The sequence below is a fragment of the Actinophytocola xinjiangensis genome, from assembly GCF_001921215.1.
Taxonomy (GTDB): Bacteria; Actinomycetota; Actinomycetes; order Mycobacteriales; family Pseudonocardiaceae; genus Actinophytocola; species Actinophytocola xinjiangensis.
This window is the reverse complement of the sequence record NZ_MSIF01000001.1, coordinates 594,152-616,400: the sequence shown is the minus strand read 5'-3', so window position 1 is coordinate 616,400 and position 22,249 is coordinate 594,152. Positions and strand designations below refer to the sequence as shown.

Below are 22,249 nucleotides of genomic sequence, written 5' to 3'. Positions count from 1 at the left end.
TCAGACGCCGAGGCGGGCGAGCAGGCCGCCGTCGACCAGGTGCGAGGCACCGGTGATCACCGAGGCGTCGTCGCTGGCCAGGAACGCCACCACGGTGGCCACGTCCTCGGGCTGGATGAGCCGGCCGATCGGGTGCTGGCCGCCCCAGTCGCGCATGGTCTCCTTCGGGTCGCGCTCGTCGAGCAGCTCCGCGCCGTACTGGAGCATCGGGGTCTCCACCGAGCCGGGGCACACGCAGTTGACCCGGATGTTGTCCTTGGCGTGGTCCAGGGCCAGCGTCCTGGTCATCGACACCACCGCGCCCTTGGACGCCGAGTAGGCCGCGACCAGCGGCTGACTGGCGAAGGCCTGCGCGGAGGCGAACGTCACGATCGAGCCGCCGCCCCTGGCCCGCATCGCCGGGATCGCGTACTTGGTGGTGAGGAACGTGCCGGTGAGGTTGGTGCCGATGACCAGGTCCCAGTCCTGCTCGGAGAAGTCGGGCACCTCGCCGTAGCGGACCACGCCGGCCACGTTGACCAGCACGTCGATCCCGCCGAACCGCTCGACCACCTCGGCCATCGCGTCCCGCACGCCGGCCGGCGCGCTCACGTCCACCTCGAACGCCTCCGCGCCACCGCCGGCGACCCGCGCGGTCTCCCGCGCCGCCGGCAGGTCCCGGTCGAACACCGCGACCCGGGCGCCCTCGGCCGCCAGTCGCCGCGCCACCGCCGCGCCGATGCCAGCCCCGGCACCGGTGACCACCGCGACCTTGTCCGTGAACCGTTGTGTCACTGTTCCGCTCCTTCCGGCAGACCGGTCTCCACCTGACCACGGGGGCCGATACCCCGCACCCCGGCGGTGGTGCGGAACAGCACCGCCTCCAGCACCACGTCCCGGGACTCACCGCCGCCCAGCCGCAGCAGGCTCGCGCCCTTGCTCCTGGCCTTCGCCACGCCCTGGCCGGGGAAGGTCGTCGCCGGCTCCACCGCGCACACGTAGGCCTCGCGCCACCACGGGTAGCCGGGGGTGGCGCCCAGCTCCTGCCACAGCCAGGCGTGCCCGAGGACCTCGGTGGGCCAGCGCATCCCGACGCCCAGGCCCAGGCTCGGGTTGGTGATGGCGAACCAGCCGGCGTCGTCGGCGAAGTCGGTCAGGTAGGCGAGCTGAGCGGTCGGCCCGTCCGGGATCCGCGACAGGTCGACCTCCTGGCCGTCCGCCGTGGACGCCACCGGCCAGGTGTGCCGGCTGCCCGGGGCGAGCACCGTGCCCGGCGCCTCGTCGTCGGCCACCACGGTGCTCGCGCCGGTGGTGATCACCGTCTCCGGGCCGACCAGCGGCGCGCCGAACGCCGGGTGGTGGCTCCACATCAGCTCGACCTCGTCGGGCGAGGTGTTGGTGACCGACTCCTCGACGGTCAGCAGCCGGCCCTCCAGGCTCACCCGCCGGCGCAGCCGCAGCGGCGCGTGGTGCAGCCGCACGGTCAGCTCGGCGAAGCCGGGGCCGTGCCCGACCAGGTCCCACGGCACCAGGCACGCCTCGCCGTGGAAGCCCCAGCGGGTGCCGGGCGCGTCGGTCTCGGCGCCGCCGTTGGGGCACAGCACCTGCCAGCCACCGGGGTAGCGCTCCAGCCAGGCGCTCTCCGAGCCGGGCGGCAGCGCGGCCGGGCCGCGCGGCGGCAGGCCCCACGGGGTCTTGAACAGGACGTCCACACCGGACTCGCGGTCGGTCCAGGAGTAGAGGTCGCAGCCCTTCTCCGGCAGCAGCACCACCTCGACCTCCGGGGTGCGCAGCGCCAGGCCGCGCCACCCCCGGGGCAGGTCGACCCACTCAGCCACCCAGCACCTCCGCGGTGTGCTGGCCGGCGCGCGGCACCCCCCGGCGCAGGCTCGGTGGGGTGCGGGAGAAGGTGAACGGCGAGCCGACCGTGCGGAAGGTGCCCTCGTCCTCACCGAGCGGGACCGTCCACAGCAGTTTCGCGTGCTCGACCTGCGGGTCGCGCTCCAGCGCCGGGTAGTCCTGCACGGGCGCGCACCACACGTCGTGCTGGTCGAGCAGCGCCAGCCAGTTGCCGGTGGTGTCGGTGGCGAAGTGCGTGGCGAGCCGGCGGTGGATCTCGTCGCGGCTGGCGAACATCTTCTCGTTGGTGTCGTACTCGTCGAGCCAGTCCACGCCCAGGATCCGGCCGAGGTCCGGGCAGGGCATCATCGCCAGCGCCAGGTGCCCGTCGGCCGTCGGGTAGGTGCCGAACGGCGCGGTGGCGCCGACGTGGCCGACGTTCTCCTTGGCGCGGGGCATCGGGTCGCCGTGGTTGAGGAACACGGTCAGCTCCTGCTGCTGGGCGGCGACCGTGCAGGAGAACAGGTCCACCGCGACCCGCTGGCCCCGGCCGGTGGCCTGCCGGTGCGACAACGCGGACAGGATGGCGATCACCAGGTGCAGACCGGTGTACTCGTCGCTGATCCCGATGCCGCACGGGGTCGGCGGGTCGCCGTCGCGGCCGGTGAGCTGCAACGTGCCGGCCAGCGCCTGCACCAGCAGGTCCTGGCCCGGCCGGTCGCGGTAGGGGCCGTCCTGGCCGTAGCCGCTGGAGGAGGCGTAGATGATCTCCGGGTTGATCGTGGCGAAGTCGTCGTAGCCCAGGCCGAGCCGGTCCATCACGCCCGGCCGGAAGTTCTCGACCACGACGTCGACCTCCGACGCCAGGGCCAGCAGCCGGTCACGCACCGAGCTGTCCTTGAGGTCGGCGGCGACGCTGCGCTTGTTGCGGTTGAAGGCGAGGAAGCTGTCCATCTCGCCGTCGGTGGCGCTGGCCAGGATTCCCCAGAAGCGCATCCACTCGCCGCCCGGCTTCTCCACCTTCACCACGTCGGCGCCGAGGTCACCCAGGATCTGGGTGGCCAGCGGGCCCTGTAGCAACTGGGTGAAGTCGAGCACCCGCACATGGGACAACGGTCCGCCGTCTGGGTTGGTCATCGCAGCTCCGCTCCGGTGTCAAGAAGGTCGTCCATGGTTCGCTCCTCGGTGTCGAGGAGCTCGTCGATGAGGCGCTGGCGGTCGAGGGAGCCGACCATGTCCAGGCGGCGGACCCCGAGGGGGTCGACCACCATGCGCAGCGCGGTGAGCTCGGCCGGGGTCGGCGGCTCGGTGGTGGTGAGGTCGTCGTCGAGCAGCACCTCGAAGCCGGTCCGCTCGCGCAGTTCGGCGAGGTCGACGCCGGGGTGGAGGCTGCGCAGGGTGAGCAGGCCGCGCCCGGTGTCGTAGCCGAACACCCCGAGGTCGGTGACGACCCTGGTCGCGCCGGGGCGCAGGCCGTAGCGGCGACGCTGGTCGGGGTCGTGCCAGGCGCGGCGGGCGCTGACCGTGCCGGCCTTCTCGACCAGGTTGCGGGTGCTCTGCCGGGGCAGGTAGATCATGAAGTTGGCGTGCAGGTTGGCCACGTCGGCCATGCCGCCCTGACCGGGCAGCCGCACCGGCGTTCCGTCCTGTTTGGACACCCAGAGGTTGTTGGTGGCGCCGGTCGCGTCCACCTGGGCGGCGCCGACGACCTCGTGGGTGATCAGGCCCCGCTGGTAGTACCAGTGGTAGGTCTCGTCGCCGCCGGTGTGCGCGATCGCCAGGTGGTGGTCGAGGAACTCCGAGCAGGACAGCGACAGCGGCCGCACCGGCGGGTCGACCAGGCCGCCGTTGTGGGACATCAGCAGCAGGCGCGGGTACCACAGGTGCTTGGCCAGCAGGTAGGCCGCGGTGGGCAGCGGGCTGGCCGAGCCGACCGAGCAGATGCTGTTCTCGTCGATGGTCCTGGCGATCACGCACACGATCAGCTCGTCGGTGGTGTAGGTCACGGCGGGCTCGGCGACCGGGGTGAACGCCGCCGCGACCGCGGCCGCCGGCAGCGACGCGCGGCGGGTGATGGCCGTGGCGCGCGCCGGCCGCGGGGTCAGCGCGGCGTCGGGCAGCGGCCCGGCCTTGACGTCCACGATGGACCGCAGGGCACGGAAGTCGGCCGAGTAGTGCGGCAGGCACGAGGTCGGGTAGGCGCCGAGCGGGGCGAGCGCGACCCGGCTGACGAACGTGCGCGGCAGTACGAACGACCGTGGCGCCCCGAGTTCGCCCCTGGCGACCCGTTCCTCGACGGTCACGTAGACCTTCCGCGCGGCGAAGATCGCCGACATGTCCAGCCCGCGCGCCCCGGCGATCTCCACGTTGCCGTCCTCGTCGGCGCGCTGGGCGTGCAGCAGCAGCACGTCCACCGGCAGCGCCGGCACCGCGCGCAGCGGCGCCGCGCCGGAGTCGAACAGCGCGTCGACCGGGCGGCTGAAGCCCTCGGTGAGCGAGGACCCGGCCGGCTCCTGGAGCACCTCCTGCGCCAGGTTCTCGCCGGCCGCGCGGAAACCGTTGATGATGCCCAGCGCCGTCCACTCCGAGAGTTCCAGCTCGCCGGACTCGACCGCGCGGCGGAACCGGGGGGCCGGGCCGAGCACGTCGAGGCTGGCGAAGCACAGCGTCGCGCGGGAGACCGCGTCGTGGCCCAGCAGCAGCTCCAGCGGGAGCCCACCACCCCAGGCGATGTAGTGCAGGTCACGCACGCCGGTGGCGACCAGCGCGCGCAGCGCGGCGACCGGGGAGCGGGTGAAGTGGAAACCGCTGACGCTCAGCCGCGTCCCGTCGGCGATGCCCGCGACCAGCGCGTCGGTGTCGGCGACCCAGGGCCCGGTCATGCGCTCGCCCGATCCGCGAGGGCGGTCAGCTCGGAGACGACCTGGTGACCGGTCGTGCCGGTGCGCAGCAGGTCGACCAGCATCCGGCCGGCGTCGCGCTGGAACTCCGGCCAGCCGGGTTCGCGTGGTCGGACGAAGGCGGCGTCCATCGTGGCGCGGGTGCCCGAGAGGAAGCCGTTGGTCAGCGCGTCGGCGGTGGGGTCGTCCCACACGGCGCGGTCGGCGGGCTGGCCGCCGACGGGCAGCAGCACCTCGCGCTGGGTGTCGGTGCGCAGGCACCACGCGGCGAACGCGGCGGCCTCGGCGACGTGCTCGCTGGACGGGGAGACCGCGAGCCCGGCGCCGCCGAGCACGGCGCCGCGCGGGCGACCGTCCACTCCGGGCACGTCGGCGAACCGCAGCGGCGGCCGGGACAGGTTGGCGTAGCCGAAGATCATGGGCACGTAAGCGATTCCTCCACCGGCCGGGCCGCCGGCCATCGCGTCGAGCAGGGTCGGCGGGTTGGTTCCGTAGCAGCTGGGGTCGACCAGGCCGGCCAGTTCCACCAGCAGGTCGGCGCCGTCCCGATTGAGCCAGACCGGCTCCTCCCCCGCCGCCAGGGCGGCGCCGGCCGACAGCGAGAACAGCGTGCAGATCGCGTCGCTCGGGTAGAGCGGGAGCGCGACCGAGCCGGGGACGGCGCGGGCGAGGGCGAACACCTCGTCCCAGGTCGTGGGGACGTCGCCGGGCAGCCGGTCGGCGCGGTAGGCGGCGACCTGACAGGCGGCGTCGACGCCAAGGGCCCACAGGTGGCAGTCCCACCGGTAGGAGTCGTGCGAGCCGCCGACCGAGCGGGCGGCGATGCCGGCCAGCACGTCCGCGTCGAGCACGGTGTCCAGTGGTACCAACGACTTCGCCCCGGCGACCGAACCGACGGTCGGGTGGTCGACGAAGATCAGGTCGTACTCGGCGGCGATCTGGTCCACCGGCTGGTCGTTGAACTGCGCGAGCGGGCGGGCGCTCCACTCGAGCCGGACGTCGGGCCGCACGCGGCGGTAGGCCTCGGTGGCCGCGGCCATCGGGCGGACGCACCGCGGATGGTCCCAGCACAGACCTCGGAGGAGCACCGTCATGGCCGTAGTAAAACCATTTAATTGACCTCCTGTCAACCAGGCCGCCGACTGGTATACTAGTACCTTAGACAGGGTTTCCGGACGCGCCCGGCATACTGAGCCACCGAGCGAGCCGGACGAAGGGGACACATGACGAGGCAGGTCATTCGGCGGGGCGGCGTGTCCCGGGGGCCGAGTGTGCGCGCACAGGTCTACGCACTGGTGCGCCAGGCGGTGGTGGGGCTGGACCTGGTTCCCGGCCAGGCGCTCTCGGAGAACGAGTTAGCCGACCAGTACGGCGTGAGCCGCACGCCGGTGCGCGAGGCGCTGATCCGGCTGGCCGACGACGGGCTGGTGGAGATCGTGCCGCAACTGGGCACGTTCGTGTCCCGGATCGACCCGCGCGACGTGCGCGAGGCGCAGTTCATCCGCGAGGCGCTGGAGGTGGCCTCGCTGCCCGAGGTCGCCGGCCGGGCGACCGAGGCCGACGCCGCCGCGCTGCGCGCGCTGCTCGACGACCAGCGGGCCGCGGCCGCCGAACACGACCTGCGCCGCTGGTTCGAGCTCGACGAGGACCTGCACCGCACCCTGCTGGAGATCGCCGGCCACCGGCGGGTCTGGTCGATCGTGCAGTCGGCCAAGGCGCACATGGACCGGGTCCGGATGCTGAGCCTGCCCGAGCCCGAGGTGATCGAGGACCTGATCGGCCAGCACGCGCGGATCGTGGAGAGCGCGCTGAGCGGCGAACGCCGGACCGCCGAGTTCGAGCTGGTCCGCCACCTGCGGCTGGTCCTGGACCACCTGGAGGCCTTCGAGCAGCGCTACCCGCACTACTTCGTGCCCGAGGACGAGCCGGCCAGCCGCCCCCGGGCCGCCAGGCGACGAACCGGCGGCGGCTGACCCGAATCCCGTTCGAGTTCCGTCGATACGGTGACCTGTGGCCGGGAGACACAATCGTCGTCGCGCAGCGCGGTGAATTCCCGGCGTCAATTCCCGCATCGGCTGGACTCGCACGCGTCCGATCGGGTGCACATCACCTTCCGTGCAGGTCAGGGCCGGATTCCGTACCCCACGATGGTGGACAAAAACGCGGTCCTGAATAACTTGAACGACCGTGAACGCCTCCGTCACCTTCCTGCTCAACGGCGAACCGGTCACCGTGGAGGACCCGTCGCCGGACCTGTTGCTGATCGACCACCTCCGCTCCCCCGGCGTCGGCCTCACCGGCGCCAAGAAGGGCTGCGGGCAGGGCGGCTGCGGCGCGTGCACGGTGATCCTGACCTCCCGCGACCCGGACACCGGTGAGCTGGCCCACCGCTCGATCAACTCCTGCCTGCGCCCGGTCTGCTCCCTCGACGGCCTGGCCGTGACCACCGTCGAGGGCACCGGCCAGACCGTCCGGCCGGCGCCCGAACACCTCACCCACCAGCTGACCTACTCCCGCGCCGCCGCCACCTACGCCACCCTCCGCGAGGCGCAGGCGGCCACGGCCGCCAGCCGGGAGCTGGCCACCGCCCGCACCGAGACCGACCAGGCCCTCGGCGCCCCGGGCACCGGCGACACCGACGGCATGAACCCCGTCGCGCACCGGCTGGCGATGAACAACGGCACCCAGTGCGGCTACTGCACCACCGGCTTCGTGATGAACATGTGCGCGCTGCTGGCCAACCGCCCCGAGCCGACCAAGCGTGAGATCGAGGACGCCCTCGACGGCAACCTGTGCCGCTGCACCGGCTACCGGCCGATCCTCACCGGCCTGGAGACCTTCGCCAGCGACTGGACCGCCGAGGACGAGCGCAGGCGGATGAAGTGCCTGCCCGAGGAGGCACTCGCCGCCGTGAAACCCGCCGCCCGTCCCAGGATCCCGCTGCCGCCCGGCGGCGCGCCCACCCCGTCGGGCAACCGGCTACGGGTCGGCGGCCGGGTGTGGGCGCGCCCGACCACGCTCGACGAGCTGGTGGCGCTGCTGCGCGAGTTCCCCGGCGAACGCACCCGCCTGGTCAACGGCAACACCTCCTACGGCGTCTACCCGGAGGAGGTCCGCGCCGCCGAGGTGCTCATCGACGTGCAACTGGTCCCCGAGCTGCGCGACATCTCCGTGCGCGACGGCTGGGCCGACGTCGGCGGCGGCACCACCTACGCCGAGCTGATCGACCTGCTCGACGACGTGCGCCAGACCCGCGACCTCGACGAGGACACCGGTGTCGGCGCGCTGTGGTTCATGGCCCGCCGCACCGCCGGCACCATCGTGCGCAACGCCGCCACCCTCGCCGGCAACACCATGCTGGTGCTCGACCACATCGAGGACGGCGAGCCGTTCCCCTCCGACCTGCTCACCGCGCTGGTCGCGGTGGACGCCGAGGTCACCGTGCGCTGGGCCACCGGCGACGACGCCCCCGAACGGCTGCCGCTGGGCCGGCTGGTCGAACGGGTCGCCGACGACCACACCTGGCTGGACGGGCTGATCCTGCTCACCTACCACCTCCCGCTGCTGCCCGCGCCGTCGACCACGGTCTTCGCGCAGAAGGTCGCGCTGCGCGACATCAACGCCCACACCCTGGTCAACGCCACCACCCGACTGCGGCTGACCGGCACCACCGTGGACGAGGCGGTCATCGTCCTCGGCGGCATCGCGCCCTACCCGTGGCGCCCGACCCGTACCGAGGCCGCGCTGCGCGGGTCCACGGTCACGCTGGGCGAGTTCGGCCGGCTGGCCGCCATCCTGCGCGCGGAGGTCACCGACGAGCTGGAGTGCTGGCACGACCGGATGCGGACCGTGCCGTGGGAGGGCGTCACCGACGAGTACCGCGTCCAGCTGGCGACCTCGTTCCTGTACAAGGCGCTGGTCAACACCCTGCTCAGGGTCGCGCCGAACGAGGTGCCCGAGCAGGAGCGCTCGGCCGGCGTCAGCAGCTGGGGCCACTGGCCGACCAGCGGGGGCGAGCAGACCTACCGGATCCAGGACTGGAAGGCGCCGGTCTCCCAGCCCTACATCAAGCTGATGGCCTTCTACCAGGCCACCGGGCAGGTCACCTACACCCACGAGACCCCGGTACCCGCCCGCACGGTCAACGCCGCGTTCGTGCAGAGCGGTGTGGCGCTGGCCAACTACCACTTCCGGCTGCCCGGCACCGACGGCGGACCGGTCGAGCGCGGTGAGCTGGTCGCCCACCTCGCCGGCCGCTTCCCCGGCTTCGTCGACCTGGTCACCCACGAGCAGGTGCCCGAGCACGGGATCAACCACCAGGGCATGGGCGGTGACCAGCCGCTGCTGGCGGTGCGCCGGGTCAGCTACGTCGGGCAGGCGATCGCGCTGGTCCTGGCCGGCGGCGAGCAGGAGGCCCAGACGATCGCCGGCTACGTCGCCGACCACTGCCTCGGCTACACCGAGGTCCGCGAGTGGCCGCAGGAGTGGCGCCGGCCGGTGCTGACCGTCGAGCAGGCCATCGAACTCGGCTCGGTCTTCCCCGACTACCCGACGACCGCCAACTTCAACTCCCACATCTGGCGGATCACCCGCCCGGGCAGCGACCTCGGCTGGACCGAGAAGCGGGCGCCGCTGGAACGGGAACCCAGCCGCACGACCAAGGTCGTCGACGGGGTCGAGTGCGTCGTGGTCGGCAACACCCAGTCCACCGGCGGCCAGGCCCACTTCTACCTGGAGACCCAGTCCTGTGTGGTCGAACCGCTCGACGGCGACCGCTGGCGGATCGTGCCATCGACCCAGAGCCCGATGGAGATGCACCAGACCGCCGCGATGGCACTGGGCGTGGAGTACCACCGGGTCCAGGTGGACGTGCCGCAGGTCGGCGGCGGGTACGGCGGCAAGACCGAGCAGACCCGGTTCGTGGTCGGGCCGGCGCTGGTGGCGGCCAACGCGCTGCGCCGCCCGGTGCGCCTGGTGATGCCGCGCGACGCGGACACCGGTCTGATCGGCAAGCGGCACGCCGTGCACGGTGGCTACCAGGTGGCCATCGACCCGAGGACCAAGCTGCTGCACGGGCTGGACGCGGTGATGTTGGCCGACGGCGGCGCGTTCTACGACTGCTCGTTCGTCGTCGCCAACTGCCTGCAACTGCGCACCGACAACGCCTACCGGATCGACAACTTCCGCAGCCAGATCGACGTCCTGCGGACCAACAAGGCGCCGAGTACCGCCTTCCGCGCGTTCGGCGACATCCAGGGCAAGCTGATCATCGAGAACGCGGTCGACGACGCCGCCCACGCCGCCGGGCTCGACCCGACCGAGGTCCGCGAGGCCAACCTGTACCGGCGCGGCGACGTGACCCCGTTCGGCCAGGCACTGACCTACTGCTACATGCGCGAGGTCTGGTCCTACCTTCGCCGGCTGTGCGACTACGACACCCAGCGCGCCGAGGTGACCGAGTTCAACCGGCGCAACCGGTGGCGCAAGCGCGGGATCGCGATGATGCCGGTCAAGTACGGCTCCGGCTACAACCTGCTCCAGCTCGAACAGGCGGTCGCGCACCTGGCGGTGTACGCCGGTGACGGGAGCGTGGTCATCCACCAGGGCGGCGTCGAGATGGGGCAGGGTCTGACCACCCGCGTCGAGCAGGTCGCCTCCTACGTGCTGAACGTGCCGTTCGACCTGTTGCGGGTCAGTGGACCGAACACCGCCGTGACCCCCAACCCGACCAGTACCGGCGCCTCGACCGGCACCAACTACAGCGCCGAGGCGGTGAAGCGGGCCTGCGAGCAGCTGCGGGGCCGGCTCACCGAGTTCGGCCACCGGATGCTGGCGGAGAAGGGCCCTGACTGGTGCTGTGCCAACCAGATCGACTTCTGGAACTACGGCAAGCAGGGCTGGGCGACGCCGCTGACCAACCCCATCACCGGCACCACCAGGCTGATCTGGCAGAACCTGGTCCAGGTCGCCTACCAGCAGCGGGTCGACCTGGTGGTGTCGTTCAGCGCGCGGATCCCCGGTGGGGAGAACCCGGTGCCGGCGCTGACCTTCAAGCCGATGGACCAGCAGCGCGACATCCCCGGGATCGAGGTCGACCGCCGGGCCCTCCCGGGCGGCGCGGTCGACGCCTTCCCTGACTTCACCTACTCGGCCGCGTGCTCGACGGTCGAGGTCGACGTGCTCACCGGTGAGGTGAAGGTGCTGCGCACCGACATCGCCTACGACATCGGCTGGAGTCTCAACCCGGCGCTGGACATCGGCCAGGTGGAGGGCGCGTTCGTCCAGGGCATCGGGTACGTGCTCACCGAGGACCTGGTGTTCCAGCCGCCGGGTGAGCAGGCCGAGGGCCGGCTGAACACGGTCAACACCTGGCGGTACAAGCCGCCGGCGGTCACCACCATCCCGCTGGTGTTCAACACCCACCTGTTCCCCCGGGACCTGGCTCCCGAGGTGCCGGACAACCCGACGGATGTGTTGTCCGCCAAGGAGGTCGGTGAGCCGCCGCTGGTCCTGGCCACCAGCGTGTTCCTCGCGGTCAAGGACGCGGTACGCGCCTCCCGGGTCGAACGCGGCCTCGACGGGCTGTTCCGGCTGGACGCCCCGGCCACCGTGCAGGAGGTCCGCCGCGCCTGCGAGGTCGACCTGGGAGCCCCGGCCTGAGCCGGTCAGGCCGGGAGGGTCGCCGTGGCGGCCGGCCGCCGCCGGGCCAGCAACCCGACCAACACCATCACCGCGGTGCAGGAAGCCGCCAGCCCGAACCAGACCACGCTGGTGTCGCCGGTCAGCACGAGCGCGACGCCGATCGACGGGCCGGTGAAGTTGCCGATCCCCATCATCGAGTTGACCAGGGCGTTGGCCCTGGTCAACTCGTGGTCGGGGACCATCGAGATCAGCCACGGGTGGAACGAGCACGAGTAGGCGCACTCGCCGAGCGCGAACAACGCCGCGTACACCAGCAGGCCGGCGAACTTCACCTCGGTGGGCCCGAAGGCACACACCCCCGCCACGAGGAACCCGGTGACCCAGGCGATCACCGTCCACCGCAGACCGGTCGTCTCCGGATGCTTCTCCAGCAGCCGGGTGATCGGCCGCTGACCGACGACGATCACCAGGACGTTGAGCACCAGCATGATCGAGATGGTGACCAGTTCCATCCCCATCAGCTTCTCGGTCACCAGCGGCGCGGTGGCCTCGAACTGGCTGTACCCGAACAGGTAGACGGCGAGCTGGAACGCCGCCGCCGGCATCGCCAGCTTCCACAGCCCGAGCGCCGGCAGGGTACCGCCTGACTTCCCGCCCTCGCCGGTGTCCTTGTCGTCCTCCTCGGGCGGCAGGTGCCGGCCGGCCACGACGATGGCGAGCGTCATCGGCAGGATGCCCACGGCGTTCGCCACGAAGAACCACGGGATGACCGTTCTGGGCAGCACGAGGGTCAGCACGCCCGCCGCCAGCGAGCCCAGCGCCAGGGTCACGTTCAACACCGCGTACCGGCGGGCGAACACCGACCGTCGTTCCTGGGCCGTCACCAGCGCGTTGACCAACGGGATGATGGCGGCCATGAAGCAGCCCTGGCCGGCGCCGATCATCAGCGCGGCCAGCGCCACGACCGGCGGCGCCGCCGCGGCGGGCAGCAGCAGGTAGCCCGCGAACCACAGCACGGTGCCGAGCACGCCGAGGGTGACCTTCGGCAACCGGATCACGTGAGCGCTCAGCAGCAGCGCGACCACGACGTTCGCCCCGCCGGTGCACGCGTAGAACATCGCGACGCCCGTGGTCCCCACCGCCGGCTGGTCGGCCAGATAGATCGCGGTGTAGGGGAACACGAGCCCCAGCCCGAACGAGGACAGTCCGTGGGTCGCGATGAGGGCGTTGACCGGACGCATCTCAGGCGTCCACCAGCGGGTCGACCGTGCTGACCACCGCGGCCTCGGCGGCGTCCAGCGCCACCGCGCACTCGGCCTGCCCCGCTCCCGTGGCCACCAGCGCGGCCAGCCGGGGAATGACCTGACGGGGAGGAAGCCGCAGGGTGGCTCCCGGCGCGACCAGCGCGGTGGTGTGCGCGATCCCCGGGACCGCCGCCGCCGCGCCAAGGTCGACCTCGCGGACCACACTGTCGTGCGGCGGGTACACGAACCGCACCTCGGCGCAGCGCTCCAGGTCCGGCGAGACCCTCGGCCGGTGGCCCAGCGCCAGCTCGGCGGCGGCGACCACGAGGTCCGTGCCACCGGCCAGGACCCCGACGTAGGGGATCAGGTCCCCGCCGAGTCGTCCGTTGAGCTCGACCAGGCGTGGCCCGCGCGCGGTCAGCCGGACCTCCGCGTGGGTCACGCCGAGGTCGACCCCGAGCGCGGTGTGCGCGGCCACGACGAGTTCGCGGACCTCGTCGGCCCACGGCTCGTCGGTCCACGGCGCGACCAGGTGCCCGACCTCCTCGAAGTACGGGTCGAAGCCCAGGCGTTTGCGGGCGACCTGGACGCAGGTGACCACACCGTCGTCGACGACGCTGTCGACGCTGATCTCGGGCCCGTCCAGGTACTCCTCGACGAGCACGCCGTGACCCGTCGGCAGGGTCGCGAACTCGGCGTTCTCCGCGAGCGTGAACGCCGCCCGCACCGCGTCGGCGTCCTGGGCGAACGCGACGCCGATACTGCCGGCCAGCGCCCGCGGCTTCACCACCACGGGGAACCCGACACCGCTCGCCCAGCGCACGGCCTCGTCCGGGGTGTGCACCAGTGCGTGCCGAACCGGGTTCAGCCCCGCCTCGGCCAACAGCCGCCGGGTGTCGTGCTTGTCCCGGCAGTGGGCCGCGCCGGCACGGGACATGTGCCGCAGGGACAACTTCTCCGCCGCGGCGGCCGTCATCTCCAGCGCGGTCTCGTCCCAGGTCAGGACTCCGGCACCACGCCCGGTCAACGTGGACAACGCCTCGACGACGCCGACCTCGTTCCCGAGGTCGGCCACGGCCCACTCGGCCAGGTAGGGCCGCTGCCAGGTGGGTTCGGCGGCCAGCAGCGCCGACACGCGGAACCGACCGGCGAGCGCCTCGAAGGCGTACTCCCGGTACGGCTGTCCGCCGCTGCCGACCACGACGATCTCATCCACTGTCGGGCCCTCCGTCGCGGTGTTGGGTCAGTCCTTGGCGCGCAGGGGCGTCAGGGCGTCGGCGAGCTTGCGCAGCTCGGTCAGCATGGCGTCGGCCGCACCGGCCATCGCGTCGGTGGCGGTGAACCGGCCCTGCTCGTCGATGTGGGTGCCGATGAAGTGGATGGCGACGCTTTCGTTGACCGGCACCATCTTCAGCGTGGTGATCACCTGCTTGGTCATCTGCTGCGCGCGCAGCCCGGCGGAGGTGTTGCCGTAGCTGACGAAGCCGACCGGCTTGTACTGCCACTCGAAGAACAGGTAGTCGATCGCGTTCTTCAACGCGGCGTTGATCCCGTAGTTGTACTCGGGCGCGACGAAGACGAACGCGTCCGCGGACTCGACCGAGGCACTCCACCGGTGGGTGTGCTCCTGGGTGTACTCCCGCTCGGACGGGTGGTTGGGCTCGTCGAGCAGCGGCAGGGCGAAATCGGCGAGATCCACCAGGTGTACGTCGAACAGGCCGCTGTCCTTGGCGACAGCGGTGATCCAGTCGGCGACAGCCGCACCGGAGCGCTGCGGACGCGTGCTGGCGATGAGAATGTGCAGGCGGGGTGCCATCGGTGGTCGAAACTCCTTGGTGTTCGGTGTGTTCTGAGGTCAGCGGGGGCAGGACCGGACGGTCCCGGATCGGCCGCGCGTCGCAGCGACCCTAGCGGCCCCAGGCGATCGCCTGTCAGGTCCCCGCATGTCGCTCCACGAGTGCCAGTACGCGCGTCGGGCTGCCCGATCCGCCGACGATCGGCAGCGGGCCGGCGATCACGATCGCACCGGTCGGGGGCAGCTCACCCAGGTTGCGCAACTGGGTCAGGCCGTACTTGCCGGCACCGTGGAAGAACCAGTGGCACGGGTAGGGCTGTTCGAAGTCGCCGGCGAGGCCGGCGTCGGTGCCGACGGTCTCCACGCCGATGCCCAACAGCGGGGTCTGTTCGGCCAGCCAGCGCGCGCAGTCCTCGGCGACGCCGGGCGTGTGCCGGTCGTTGAGGAACCGCGCCGGGTCGCCCGCGCGCTCGTCCCACCCCGTGCGGTACAGCAGCCAGCCGTTCTCCGGCAACGGGCCGTGTTCGGCGATCCAGGCCTCGACGTGCTCGCGGCGCAGCAGGAAGTCGGGGTCCCGCGCGACCTGCTCCCGCAGGTCGAGCACGGCCGCCTGACCGACGAGCCGGCCGGGTGGGACCTGGGAGACGTCCTGGGATCCCTTGCCGGACAACCAGTGCACTGGCGCGTCGAAGTGCGTGCCGGTGTGCTCGGAGAGGCGGATGTTGTTCCAGTAGACCGTCGGGCCGGCCTCGTCGTAGTTGCTGATCACCTCGCGGGCGAAGGCCCACGGCTGGCCACGTTCGGGCGGCAGGCCGATGATCGGGGTGTCCTCGGACAGCGGCGCGGTCAGGTCGACGACCTCGACCGCGCCGCCACGCAGCGCGGCCGCCAACTCGGTCAACAGGTGACTCATGCCGGCACCTCCGCCCGCGCCGGCTCGACCGGCGTGCACCAGTCCGGCCGGGGGACCCGGTTGCGCACGACCTCGTCGTAGCGCTCCTGCAACGCGTGGGTGACCGGACCTCGGACGCCGTCGCCGACCGGGATCCGGTCGACGCTGGTGATCGGCAGCAGCTCGGTCATCGTGCCGCACAGGAACAGTTCGTCGGCCGCGTACAGCTCGGTGCGATCGATCTCCCTGCGGTGCACGGTCTTGCCGAGGTGCTCGGCGGCCAGGTCGGCCATCGTGGCGACGGTGATGCCCTCCAGCACGCCGCTGGTGCCGGGCGGGGTGATGATCTGGCCGTCGCGGACCATCACCACGCACGAGCCGGGGGCCTCGGAGACCGTGCCGCGCTGGTTGAGCAGCAACGTGGTGTCGTAGCCGTTGCGCTTCGCCTCGTGCTGGGCGAGCCGGCTGTTGTGGTAGTTCGCGCCCGCCTTGATCCTCGGCGGCATCGCGTCGTCGCTGATCCGCCGCCAGGACGACACGGTCGCCGCCACACCGCGCTCGTAGGCCGGCGACCGCGGCACCACGGTGGAGGTGATGTGCACGCCGGTGTCGGTCGTGTGCGCCAGCGGGTCGAAGTTGGGGCCGGTGTCGAAGTAGGCCACGACGCACACATGCACGTCGACGCCCAGGTCGTTGGCCAGCACCAGGTCCGAGCACGCCTGGGCCAGTTCGTCGTCGGTGTGGTCGATCTCCATGTGCAGGCTCTTCATCGACCGGCGCAGCCGCGCGAGGTGGTCGCGCACGCGGAAGGTGTAGGACCGTCCGTCGTCGGCGTTGAGGTAGGCCCGCACCCCCTCGAACACGTTCGCGCCCCAGAACGCGCCCTGGCTGCGGGCGTGGACGACGCAGTCGTCCCACGCGACGATGCGGCCGTTCTGCCAGGCGTACGGCGGTGCGGTGGTCATGGGGTTCCCTTCAGCAGGAGTGCGGGCTGGGTGGGGCGGCCGAGCCCGAACCGCAGTGCGTCGGCGGGGTCGTCGGTGACCGCGCCCCGGGCGGCGAGGTGGCCGTCGGGGCGGACCAGCCACCAGCCTTCGCCGTAGAGCTCGACCACCGACGGGTCGACGTCGGCGACGATGGCCCCGTCCGGCTCGTCCAACCCGCTGACCCCACTCGCCAGGACCACGACCAGCACCTGGTCGTCGTCCTGGATGGCCTTCACCCGCTGGGCCAGTTCGGCGATTCGGGTGGCGTCGCTGGCGACGCACAACGCCGTGAAACCCGTCCGGTTGAGCAGCGTGCGCAGGCGGGTCGCCCGGCCCTCGACCCGGGCGACGGCGTCCGGGGCGAACGCGCCGAGCAGCGGGTTTCCGTTCTGTGGCTGGACGATCGCCGAGTCGTCGTAGACGTAGGGCTCGGCCATCCGGCCGCTGTTGACCCGGTCGCGGGCCAGGCCGAGGGTGTGCGAGAAGGCGAGCAGGACGGCCCTCGTCCAGCGGCGCAGCCGGTTGGGCGGCACCATGAACCGGATCGTCGCCTCGGTGACCCGCAGGTTCTCCTTGGCCGCCGCGTAGCGCTCGGTGTGGTAGGTCTCCAGCAGTTCCTCGTCGGCCTGTCCACCGAGGACGGCGCCGAGTTTCCAGGCGAGGTTGTCGGCGTCCTGGATACCGCTGTTCATCCCGCGTGAGCCGTAAGGTGGCAACGAGTGCGCCGCGTCGCCGGCGAACAGCACCCGGCCCATCCGCAGCCTGGCCACGACCCGCTGGTGGAAGCGGTAGGTACTGACCCAGTCCACCTCGTAGGGAATGTCTCCGATGACCGCGCGGACCCGCTCGTCGAACCGGCCGTCGGCGCGTTCGGCGTCCACGTCGGCGTTGGGCGGCAACTGCCAGTCGATCCGCCAGATGTCGTCGGGCTGGGGGTGCATCACGAGCTGGCGGCCCGGGTTGAAGGACGGGTCGTAGTGGAAGTGTCGTTCCTTGGCCAGCGGCAGTTTCGCCTTGATGTCGGTGATCAGGAACCGGTCGGCGTGGGTGTAGCCGGTCCAGTCCGCGCCCATCAGCTCACGCATCCGGCTCCGCACGCCGTCGGCGGCCACCAGGTACTCGAACCGCAGCGTGTTCTCCGCCTCCGTCCCGGAGTCCCGCACCCGCACGGAGACCGAGTCGTCGTCCTGGTCGACGCCGACGACCTCCTGACCCCATCTGAGGTCACAGCGGGGGTTGGCGGCGACCGCGTCGGCGAGCACCTGCTCGATGCGGTACTGGGAGATGTTCACGAACGGGCCGAAGCCGGGGCCGTGCGGGTAGGTGGTCGTGCGCATCACCTTGTTCCGCACGTAGGTGCGGGCGACGGTCCAGGTCACCCCCTCCTCGGCGATCGGCGCCGCGCAGCCGGCCCTGTCCAGGATCTCCAGCACGTCACCCTGGATGAGGCAGGCCTTGGACCCCTGCCGGAGCAGTTCCGGTTTGACGTCCAGCAGGACGCTGGACACGCCGGCGTCGGCCAGTCGCAGGGCGGCGATCAGGCCGACCGGCCCGGCACCGACGATTCCCACCTGGCCGGTGAACTCTGTCATGACGTCCTCGCGGTGTTCTCGGTGTCCGTGACGGTGCGGAACACCGGGATGTCCCGCACCGCGTTCAGGTAGGGCGTGCCCTGGGTGTAGCCGGTGCCCGACGCCTCGCCGAGCATCCGCACCGCCAGGCGGTAGTGGGTGTTGCGCCAGCGCAGCAGCCCGTGCGCGAAGGAGGACATGGCCTCGGCGAGCCGGTCGTGGTCGCGCGGGTCGAGGTCGCCGGAGTCGACGGCCTCCCGGTAGGCGTCGTCCAGGGTGGCCTGTCCGTCGAGCACCCGCTGACGCACCGGAGGCACGGAGTGGTAGGCGGGTGAGTCGAGCCGGTCCTCGTCCGGCCGGCGGCACAGCGACTCGAGGATCTTGTAGCTGGTGGACTGGATCGCGCTCGCGCCCTCGGTGAACTGCCGGAAGGTGCGGAACGACTCGACCTGCATGGTGGCCAGCATCGAGAACAGCGGCGCGGACTCGGACAGCGCGGTGGCCGACACCGACAGGAAGTGCACCGCCTCGTCGACCCGCCGTTCGGCGAACGCGGCGATCACCGCCCGCAGCTGGACGGCCAGCAGCGCGAACGTCGTCTCGAACGTCTGCAGCACGCGCAGGAACAGGTACTCGTCGTGCGCGGTGTACACCGGCAGCACGCTGAGCTGGATCGCCCGCTGCTCGGTCATCGACATGTCGGCGTGGACCGCGTCGGCCGCCTGCCGTGCCAGTTCCTCGGGCGCGGTGCCGGTCAGCGCGCGTTCGAGGTTCATCCGCACCAGGATCGGCCGCAGCACCCGCAGACCGTGTTTGTGCCGTTTGGTGACCAGGTCCGGGGCCGGGCGCATCGCGGGCAGCAGCGTCGCGCCCTCCTCGGCGGCGACCAGTTCGAAGGCCAGCGCGTCGGCCAGCAGCTGTGCGCTCAGCCGGTCGCAGCGGGTCCTGGCGAACGGGGCCTGTTCGACCGGATCGTCCACATGGGGCACCTGGAGCAGCGAGAGTCCCAGGTAGGTGCCGTAGTCGTACCGTCCGTCCGGCTTGTCCAACGCCGTGTCGAGGAAGGACGCCAGCGTCCGCAGCTGCGGCCACGGACCCGGCAGGGACGGCAGCAGCTGGCGCGCCCTGGCGAGCAGGTCGAGCAGCTCAGCCGCGACGAAGTGTTTGCCGACCTCGTGGAAGTGTCGGACCACCTGGTCGAAGGGAAAGGTGCGCAGCTGTGGACTGCGTAACCAGTGCCTCAGCTCGTGGGTGCACATAGGACCTCTTCGTCAGTCGCCCGAGCCGCCCCTCGCAGCTCGGCCAGCGCGTCGCACAGCGCGGCGACGTCCTCGGCGTTGTTGTAGTAGTGCAGGGAGATCCGCACGACCTGGCCGCGCGGCGCGACCGCGACACCACGCTGCGCCAGCGCGGCGCCCAGGGCCGCCGGATCGGCGTCGTACAGGCCGATGTGGGCTCCGCGACTCTTCCTCGCGGCGGCCTGGACCCGCTCACCCGCGGCGGTCAACCGCTCGATCGCGAGGTCTGTCAGGTCGTGGACGTGTTCGCGTACCGCGTACGGGTCGAGCAGACCCATCAGGCGCAGGCCGGCGTCCGCGGCGTAGGCCGCCGGCACCGACGGCGTGCCGGCACGGAACCGGTCGGCGCTGGCCGCGAAGTCCAGTGCCGTCGGGTCGAAGGCGAACGGGTCGGTACGACCGAACCACCCGGTGAGGCTGGGCGGCAGGTCGGTCCGCTCCGGTTCCCGCACGTACAGGAACGCCAGGCCGGGCAGGCCGAGCAGGTACTTCATCGTGCCCATGACCAGGTAGTCGCAGCCGAGCTCGCGGACGTCGACCGCCCCGGCGGCACCGGCCTGGTAGGCGTCGACGAACACGCGGGCGCCCATCGCGTGCGCCTGCGCCGTCAGCTGCTCCACCGGGGAGCGCCGGGCACTCTGGTAGGTGATCAGCGGCACCGACACCAGCCGGGTGCGTTCGTCGATCATCCCGGCGAGGTCGTGGGGGTCCTCGGTCAGCGAGACCTCCGCCCCCCGTGACCGCTGCGCCAGCCAGACGTGCGCGATCGACGGGAACTCCTGGGTGCTGCCGAGAATCCCCGGCCGCCCCGTCCAGTCCAGTGTGGAGGCCACCTGGTACGCCCCGGTCGACGCGTCGGGCAGGACGGCGACCTGGTCGGGGCGCGCACCGATCAGCGCCGCGAACCGGTCACGGGCCCCGGCGACCTGTTCCTCGAACAGCTGCCACGGGGCACCGCCGGAGGCCATGTCCTCCAGCATCCGGTGCAGCGCGTCGTCGAGGTCGACCGACCGTGCGCCGAGGCTGCAACTGGCCAGGTGGGTCCGGCGGCCCAGCGACGGGAAACGCGCGCGGAAGTCCTCGGGGGTCATGACCTGGCCAGGTGGTAGTCACCCATCGGGCCGCTGGAGGTCAGTTCGGTACGCACCGCCCACAGCTCGGGGAAGAACTTGTACTCGATCAGCTTGGCCAGGGTGTCCACCGGAGTCCCCTGGGTGCCGACCGTCTGGTTGCCGTTGACCCTGGTGGCGATCTTGTAGTGCCGCACGCGCCACAGCGACACCCGCTCGTCCCACTCGATCATCGCCTCGGCCAGCTGGTGCTCCCGGCTGCCCTGGCCCTCGCGGTACAGGCCGGCGATGTCCAGGCCGCGCGTGTCGACGAAGTCGTGGAAGGCACGTTCGAGGTCGCGGCCGGCGCGCTGCACCGAGCGCCACCCCGGCGAGTCCGCACCGGAACCGTGGCCGAGCACGGTCCGGATGGTCTGGAAGTCCCACGGGGACAGGAACCGGAACATCTCCAGCTGCTCGGTCACCAGGTGGATGCCCAGCGAGGAGCGGGCCAGCAGGCCGGCCGCGGCCACCGGGTCACCGTCGCGCACCTTGACCGCGGCCTCGCACAGTTCCGAGCACACCAGCTTGAGCCACAGCTCGCTGGACTGGTGCACCACCTGGAACAGCAGCTCGTCGCGGTGGATCACCTCGTCCGGGCCGCGCTGCAACGACAGCAGCGTGTCGGTGCGCATGTAGCGGGCGTAGTCGTCGACACCGTCGCCCGAGAGGATCTGTTCGTTGTAGTCCCTCATCGGGTCATCTCCTGGAGGTGTGCGGTGGTGGGCTCGGCGTGCACCCGGAACTCGGCCGCGGTGGCCATCAGGGCGGCCTCGACGTCGGCGGTGGTCCGGCCGCGGAAGCGGAACCGGCCGCCGACGTGCTCGTAGTAGGCGTCGGCGTCGGGCAGCACCTCCCCCGGGCTGAGCAGGACCTCGGCGTACGGGCCGGGTTCCCGGCCGACCATCGGGGTCGCCTCGGTGATCACGCACGGTCGGGTGGCGGGGGCCGGGACCAGCAGCCAGCCGCCGGCCTCGCCGGTCTCCCGGCCCGGCGGTCGCGGCGTGGCACGCATCTGCAGGTCGAAGGCGACGCGCATCAGGTCCCAGCCGTGCAGGTCACGCCAGATGAACGGGATCTCCGCGCCGCCGACGCGGGCCCCGACCTCCAGGAACGAGCAGGAGACCCCGGTGGGGCCGCGTTCGACGAAGACCTCGAGATGGAACGGGACGGGGGCGTCGGTGAGCGCGCCGAGGAACGCGGCGGCCGCCGCCCCGACGGCCGCGACGACCTCCGGGTCGTCCTCCTCGACCGAGCCGAGCACGGTGCCCTCGCGGAAACCGAGACAGGTGTTGACGTACCGCGACACCCGCCACCGGTCGAGCCCGGTGCCGGTGAAGACGCCGTCGACGTGGTGGATCGGATGCGGGTTGAACGCCTGGACCATCATCGGCTCGGTGAACGGCGCCAGCTCGGCGACGTCGGACAGCCCGGTCAGCAGCACCACGCCGGCGCTGGAGCTGCCCACCCTCGGTTTGAGCACCAGCGGCCAGCCGGCCCGGTCGGCCAGGTCGAGGATCCCGGCGGGACCGTCCACAGCGGCGAACCGCGGCACCGGCCCTCCGGCGGCCTCGATCGCCTGGCACATCAGGAACTTGTCGCGGAAGCGGACCAGGTCGGCCGGCCGGTCGCCCGGCACGTCGTGGTCGGCGCGCAGCTGTGCCCCGACCAGGAGGTCGTCCTCCTTGAGCGCGACGATCCGATGTGGCCGGCCGTGCCGGCGCACCAGCTCGGCGAGCGCGGCGCGGGCCTCGTCGAGATCGTCGGTGGCCTCGACCAGGACCACGTCGGCCGCCGTGTCCGGCACCGAGCCGAGGCCGACCGAGGTGCTGATGTAGGTCACGCGGTGTGTCTGGTGGTCGAGATAGCCGGCGTACTCGGCGTAGTGCTCACGCCATCGGTTGATGACGACGACGTGTGCACGGGTGTCGCCGGTCGGCGAATCTGCCATGGACACAGCTCCCTTCCGCGAGCAGCCGAAGACGGCCCGACGA

17 protein-coding genes are annotated in these 22,249 nt (G+C 71.8%); 2 read left to right on the top strand and 15 right to left on the bottom strand.

What is annotated here, in order from left to right; genetic code table 11:
• Genes BLA60_RS02880 through BLA60_RS02860 form a run of 5 tightly spaced genes read right to left on the bottom strand, consistent with a single transcriptional unit; the run spans position 1 to position 5,812 of the window.
• Positions 1 to 774, bottom strand: coding sequence for an SDR family NAD(P)-dependent oxidoreductase (locus BLA60_RS02880; protein WP_075131069.1), 774 nt, complete (start codon positions 772 to 774; stop codon positions 1 to 3).
• On the bottom strand, positions 771 to 1,817 hold the full coding sequence (locus BLA60_RS02875) for an aldose 1-epimerase (protein WP_075131068.1): 1,047 nt from the start codon (positions 1,815 to 1,817) through the stop codon (positions 771 to 773). The genes BLA60_RS02880 and BLA60_RS02875 overlap by 4 nt, the downstream gene beginning before the upstream one ends.
• Complete coding sequence (locus BLA60_RS02870; RefSeq protein WP_075131067.1) at positions 1,810 to 2,955, bottom strand: CaiB/BaiF CoA transferase family protein; 1,146 nt, start codon at positions 2,953 to 2,955, stop codon at positions 1,810 to 1,812. Before BLA60_RS02870 ends, BLA60_RS02875 begins: the two co-directional genes overlap by 8 nt.
• The gene (locus BLA60_RS02865) at positions 2,952 to 4,700 is read right to left on the bottom strand and encodes a CoA-transferase (RefSeq protein WP_075131066.1); all 1,749 of its coding nucleotides are present in this window, start codon (positions 4,698 to 4,700) and stop codon (positions 2,952 to 2,954) included. The genes BLA60_RS02870 and BLA60_RS02865 overlap by 4 nt, the downstream gene beginning before the upstream one ends.
• Entirely contained in the window at positions 4,697 to 5,812 is a 1,116-nt protein-coding gene (locus BLA60_RS02860; protein WP_084734568.1) for an extracellular solute-binding protein, read from the bottom strand. Before BLA60_RS02860 ends, BLA60_RS02865 begins: the two co-directional genes overlap by 4 nt.
• Positions 5,813 to 5,941: 129 nt before the next feature.
• Between BLA60_RS02860 and BLA60_RS02855 the strand changes: the two genes are divergently transcribed.
• Together BLA60_RS02855 and BLA60_RS02850 are read left to right on the top strand one after the other, a co-directional pair.
• Positions 5,942 to 6,691 (top strand): GntR family transcriptional regulator, encoded by a 750-nt coding sequence (locus BLA60_RS02855; protein WP_075131064.1) that lies wholly within the window; start codon positions 5,942 to 5,944, stop codon positions 6,689 to 6,691.
• Positions 6,692 to 6,905: 214 nt separating this feature from the next.
• Positions 6,906 to 11,378 carry a molybdopterin cofactor-binding domain-containing protein gene (locus tag BLA60_RS02850; RefSeq protein ID WP_075131063.1) on the top strand — a complete coding sequence of 1,491 codons (4,473 nt, stop codon included), beginning with the start codon at positions 6,906 to 6,908 and terminating at the stop codon, positions 11,376 to 11,378.
• Positions 11,379 to 11,383: 5 nt separating this feature from the next.
• Here the strand turns inward: BLA60_RS02850 and BLA60_RS02845 are convergent, their stop codons facing one another.
• From BLA60_RS02845 to BLA60_RS02800, 10 genes are all read right to left on the bottom strand, one after another.
• On the bottom strand, positions 11,384 to 12,601 hold the full coding sequence (locus BLA60_RS02845; RefSeq protein WP_075131062.1) for an MFS transporter: 1,218 nt from the start codon (positions 12,599 to 12,601) through the stop codon (positions 11,384 to 11,386).
• A 1-nt stretch (position 12,602) separates the two neighbouring features.
• Entirely contained in the window at positions 12,603 to 13,820 is a 1,218-nt protein-coding gene (locus BLA60_RS02840) for an ATP-grasp domain-containing protein (protein ID WP_084734567.1), read from the bottom strand.
• 27 nt (positions 13,821 to 13,847) lie between these two features.
• Entirely contained in the window at positions 13,848 to 14,420 is a 573-nt protein-coding gene (locus BLA60_RS02835) for an NADPH-dependent FMN reductase (RefSeq protein ID WP_075131061.1), read from the bottom strand.
• Positions 14,421 to 14,535: 115 nt separating this feature from the next.
• Complete coding sequence (locus tag BLA60_RS02830; RefSeq protein WP_154814070.1) at positions 14,536 to 15,312, bottom strand: cyclase family protein; 777 nt, start codon at positions 15,310 to 15,312, stop codon at positions 14,536 to 14,538.
• Positions 15,309 to 16,256 (bottom strand): branched-chain-amino-acid transaminase, encoded by a 948-nt coding sequence (gene ilvE / locus BLA60_RS02825; protein WP_075131060.1) that lies wholly within the window; start codon positions 16,254 to 16,256, stop codon positions 15,309 to 15,311. Before ilvE ends, BLA60_RS02830 begins: the two co-directional genes overlap by 4 nt.
• The gene (locus tag BLA60_RS02820) at positions 16,253 to 17,869 is read right to left on the bottom strand and encodes an FAD-dependent monooxygenase (RefSeq protein ID WP_075131059.1); all 1,617 of its coding nucleotides are present in this window, start codon (positions 17,867 to 17,869) and stop codon (positions 16,253 to 16,255) included. The genes ilvE and BLA60_RS02820 overlap by 4 nt, the downstream gene beginning before the upstream one ends.
• Complete coding sequence (locus BLA60_RS02815; RefSeq protein ID WP_075131058.1) at positions 17,866 to 19,107, bottom strand: tryptophan 2,3-dioxygenase family protein; 1,242 nt, start codon at positions 19,105 to 19,107, stop codon at positions 17,866 to 17,868. The genes BLA60_RS02820 and BLA60_RS02815 overlap by 4 nt, the downstream gene beginning before the upstream one ends.
• Positions 19,089 to 20,237, bottom strand: coding sequence for an aminotransferase class V-fold PLP-dependent enzyme (locus tag BLA60_RS02810; protein WP_075131057.1), 1,149 nt, complete (start codon positions 20,235 to 20,237; stop codon positions 19,089 to 19,091). The genes BLA60_RS02815 and BLA60_RS02810 overlap by 19 nt, the downstream gene beginning before the upstream one ends.
• Positions 20,234 to 20,950 (bottom strand): tryptophan 2,3-dioxygenase family protein, encoded by a 717-nt coding sequence (locus BLA60_RS02805; RefSeq protein WP_075131056.1) that lies wholly within the window; start codon positions 20,948 to 20,950, stop codon positions 20,234 to 20,236. The genes BLA60_RS02810 and BLA60_RS02805 overlap by 4 nt, the downstream gene beginning before the upstream one ends.
• Entirely contained in the window at positions 20,947 to 22,206 is a 1,260-nt protein-coding gene (locus tag BLA60_RS02800; protein ID WP_075131478.1) for an ATP-grasp domain-containing protein, read from the bottom strand. The genes BLA60_RS02805 and BLA60_RS02800 overlap by 4 nt, the downstream gene beginning before the upstream one ends.
• Positions 22,207 to 22,249: the final 43 nt, after the last annotated feature.

What these genes read in the sequence shown, in the direction of transcription:
- BLA60_RS02870 (WP_075131067.1), bottom strand. Translation starts at nt 2,955, where the DNA reads ATGACCAACCCAGACGGCGGACCGTTGTCCCATGTGCGGGTGCTCGAC.
- BLA60_RS02865 (WP_075131066.1), bottom strand. Translation starts at nt 4,700, where the DNA reads ATGACCGGGCCCTGGGTCGCCGACACCGACGCGCTGGTCGCGGGCATC.
- BLA60_RS02860 (WP_084734568.1), bottom strand. Translation starts at nt 5,812, where the DNA reads ATGACGGTGCTCCTCCGAGGTCTGTGCTGGGACCATCCGCGGTGCGTC.
- BLA60_RS02855 (WP_075131064.1), top strand. Translation starts at nt 5,942, where the DNA reads ATGACGAGGCAGGTCATTCGGCGGGGCGGCGTGTCCCGGGGGCCGAGT.
- BLA60_RS02845 (WP_075131062.1), bottom strand. Translation starts at nt 12,601, where the DNA reads ATGCGTCCGGTCAACGCCCTCATCGCGACCCACGGACTGTCCTCGTTC.
- BLA60_RS02835 (WP_075131061.1), bottom strand. Translation starts at nt 14,420, where the DNA reads ATGGCACCCCGCCTGCACATTCTCATCGCCAGCACGCGTCCGCAGCGC.
- BLA60_RS02830 (WP_154814070.1), bottom strand. Translation starts at nt 15,312, where the DNA reads ATGAGTCACCTGTTGACCGAGTTGGCGGCCGCGCTGCGTGGCGGCGCG.
- ilvE (WP_075131060.1), bottom strand. Translation starts at nt 16,256, where the DNA reads ATGACCACCGCACCGCCGTACGCCTGGCAGAACGGCCGCATCGTCGCG.
- BLA60_RS02820 (WP_075131059.1), bottom strand. Translation starts at nt 17,869, where the DNA reads ATGACAGAGTTCACCGGCCAGGTGGGAATCGTCGGTGCCGGGCCGGTC.
- BLA60_RS02815 (WP_075131058.1), bottom strand. Translation starts at nt 19,107, where the DNA reads ATGTGCACCCACGAGCTGAGGCACTGGTTACGCAGTCCACAGCTGCGC.
- BLA60_RS02810 (WP_075131057.1), bottom strand. Translation starts at nt 20,237, where the DNA reads ATGACCCCCGAGGACTTCCGCGCGCGTTTCCCGTCGCTGGGCCGCCGG.
- BLA60_RS02805 (WP_075131056.1), bottom strand. Translation starts at nt 20,950, where the DNA reads ATGAGGGACTACAACGAACAGATCCTCTCGGGCGACGGTGTCGACGAC.
- BLA60_RS02800 (WP_075131478.1), bottom strand. Translation starts at nt 22,206, where the DNA reads ATGGCAGATTCGCCGACCGGCGACACCCGTGCACACGTCGTCGTCATC.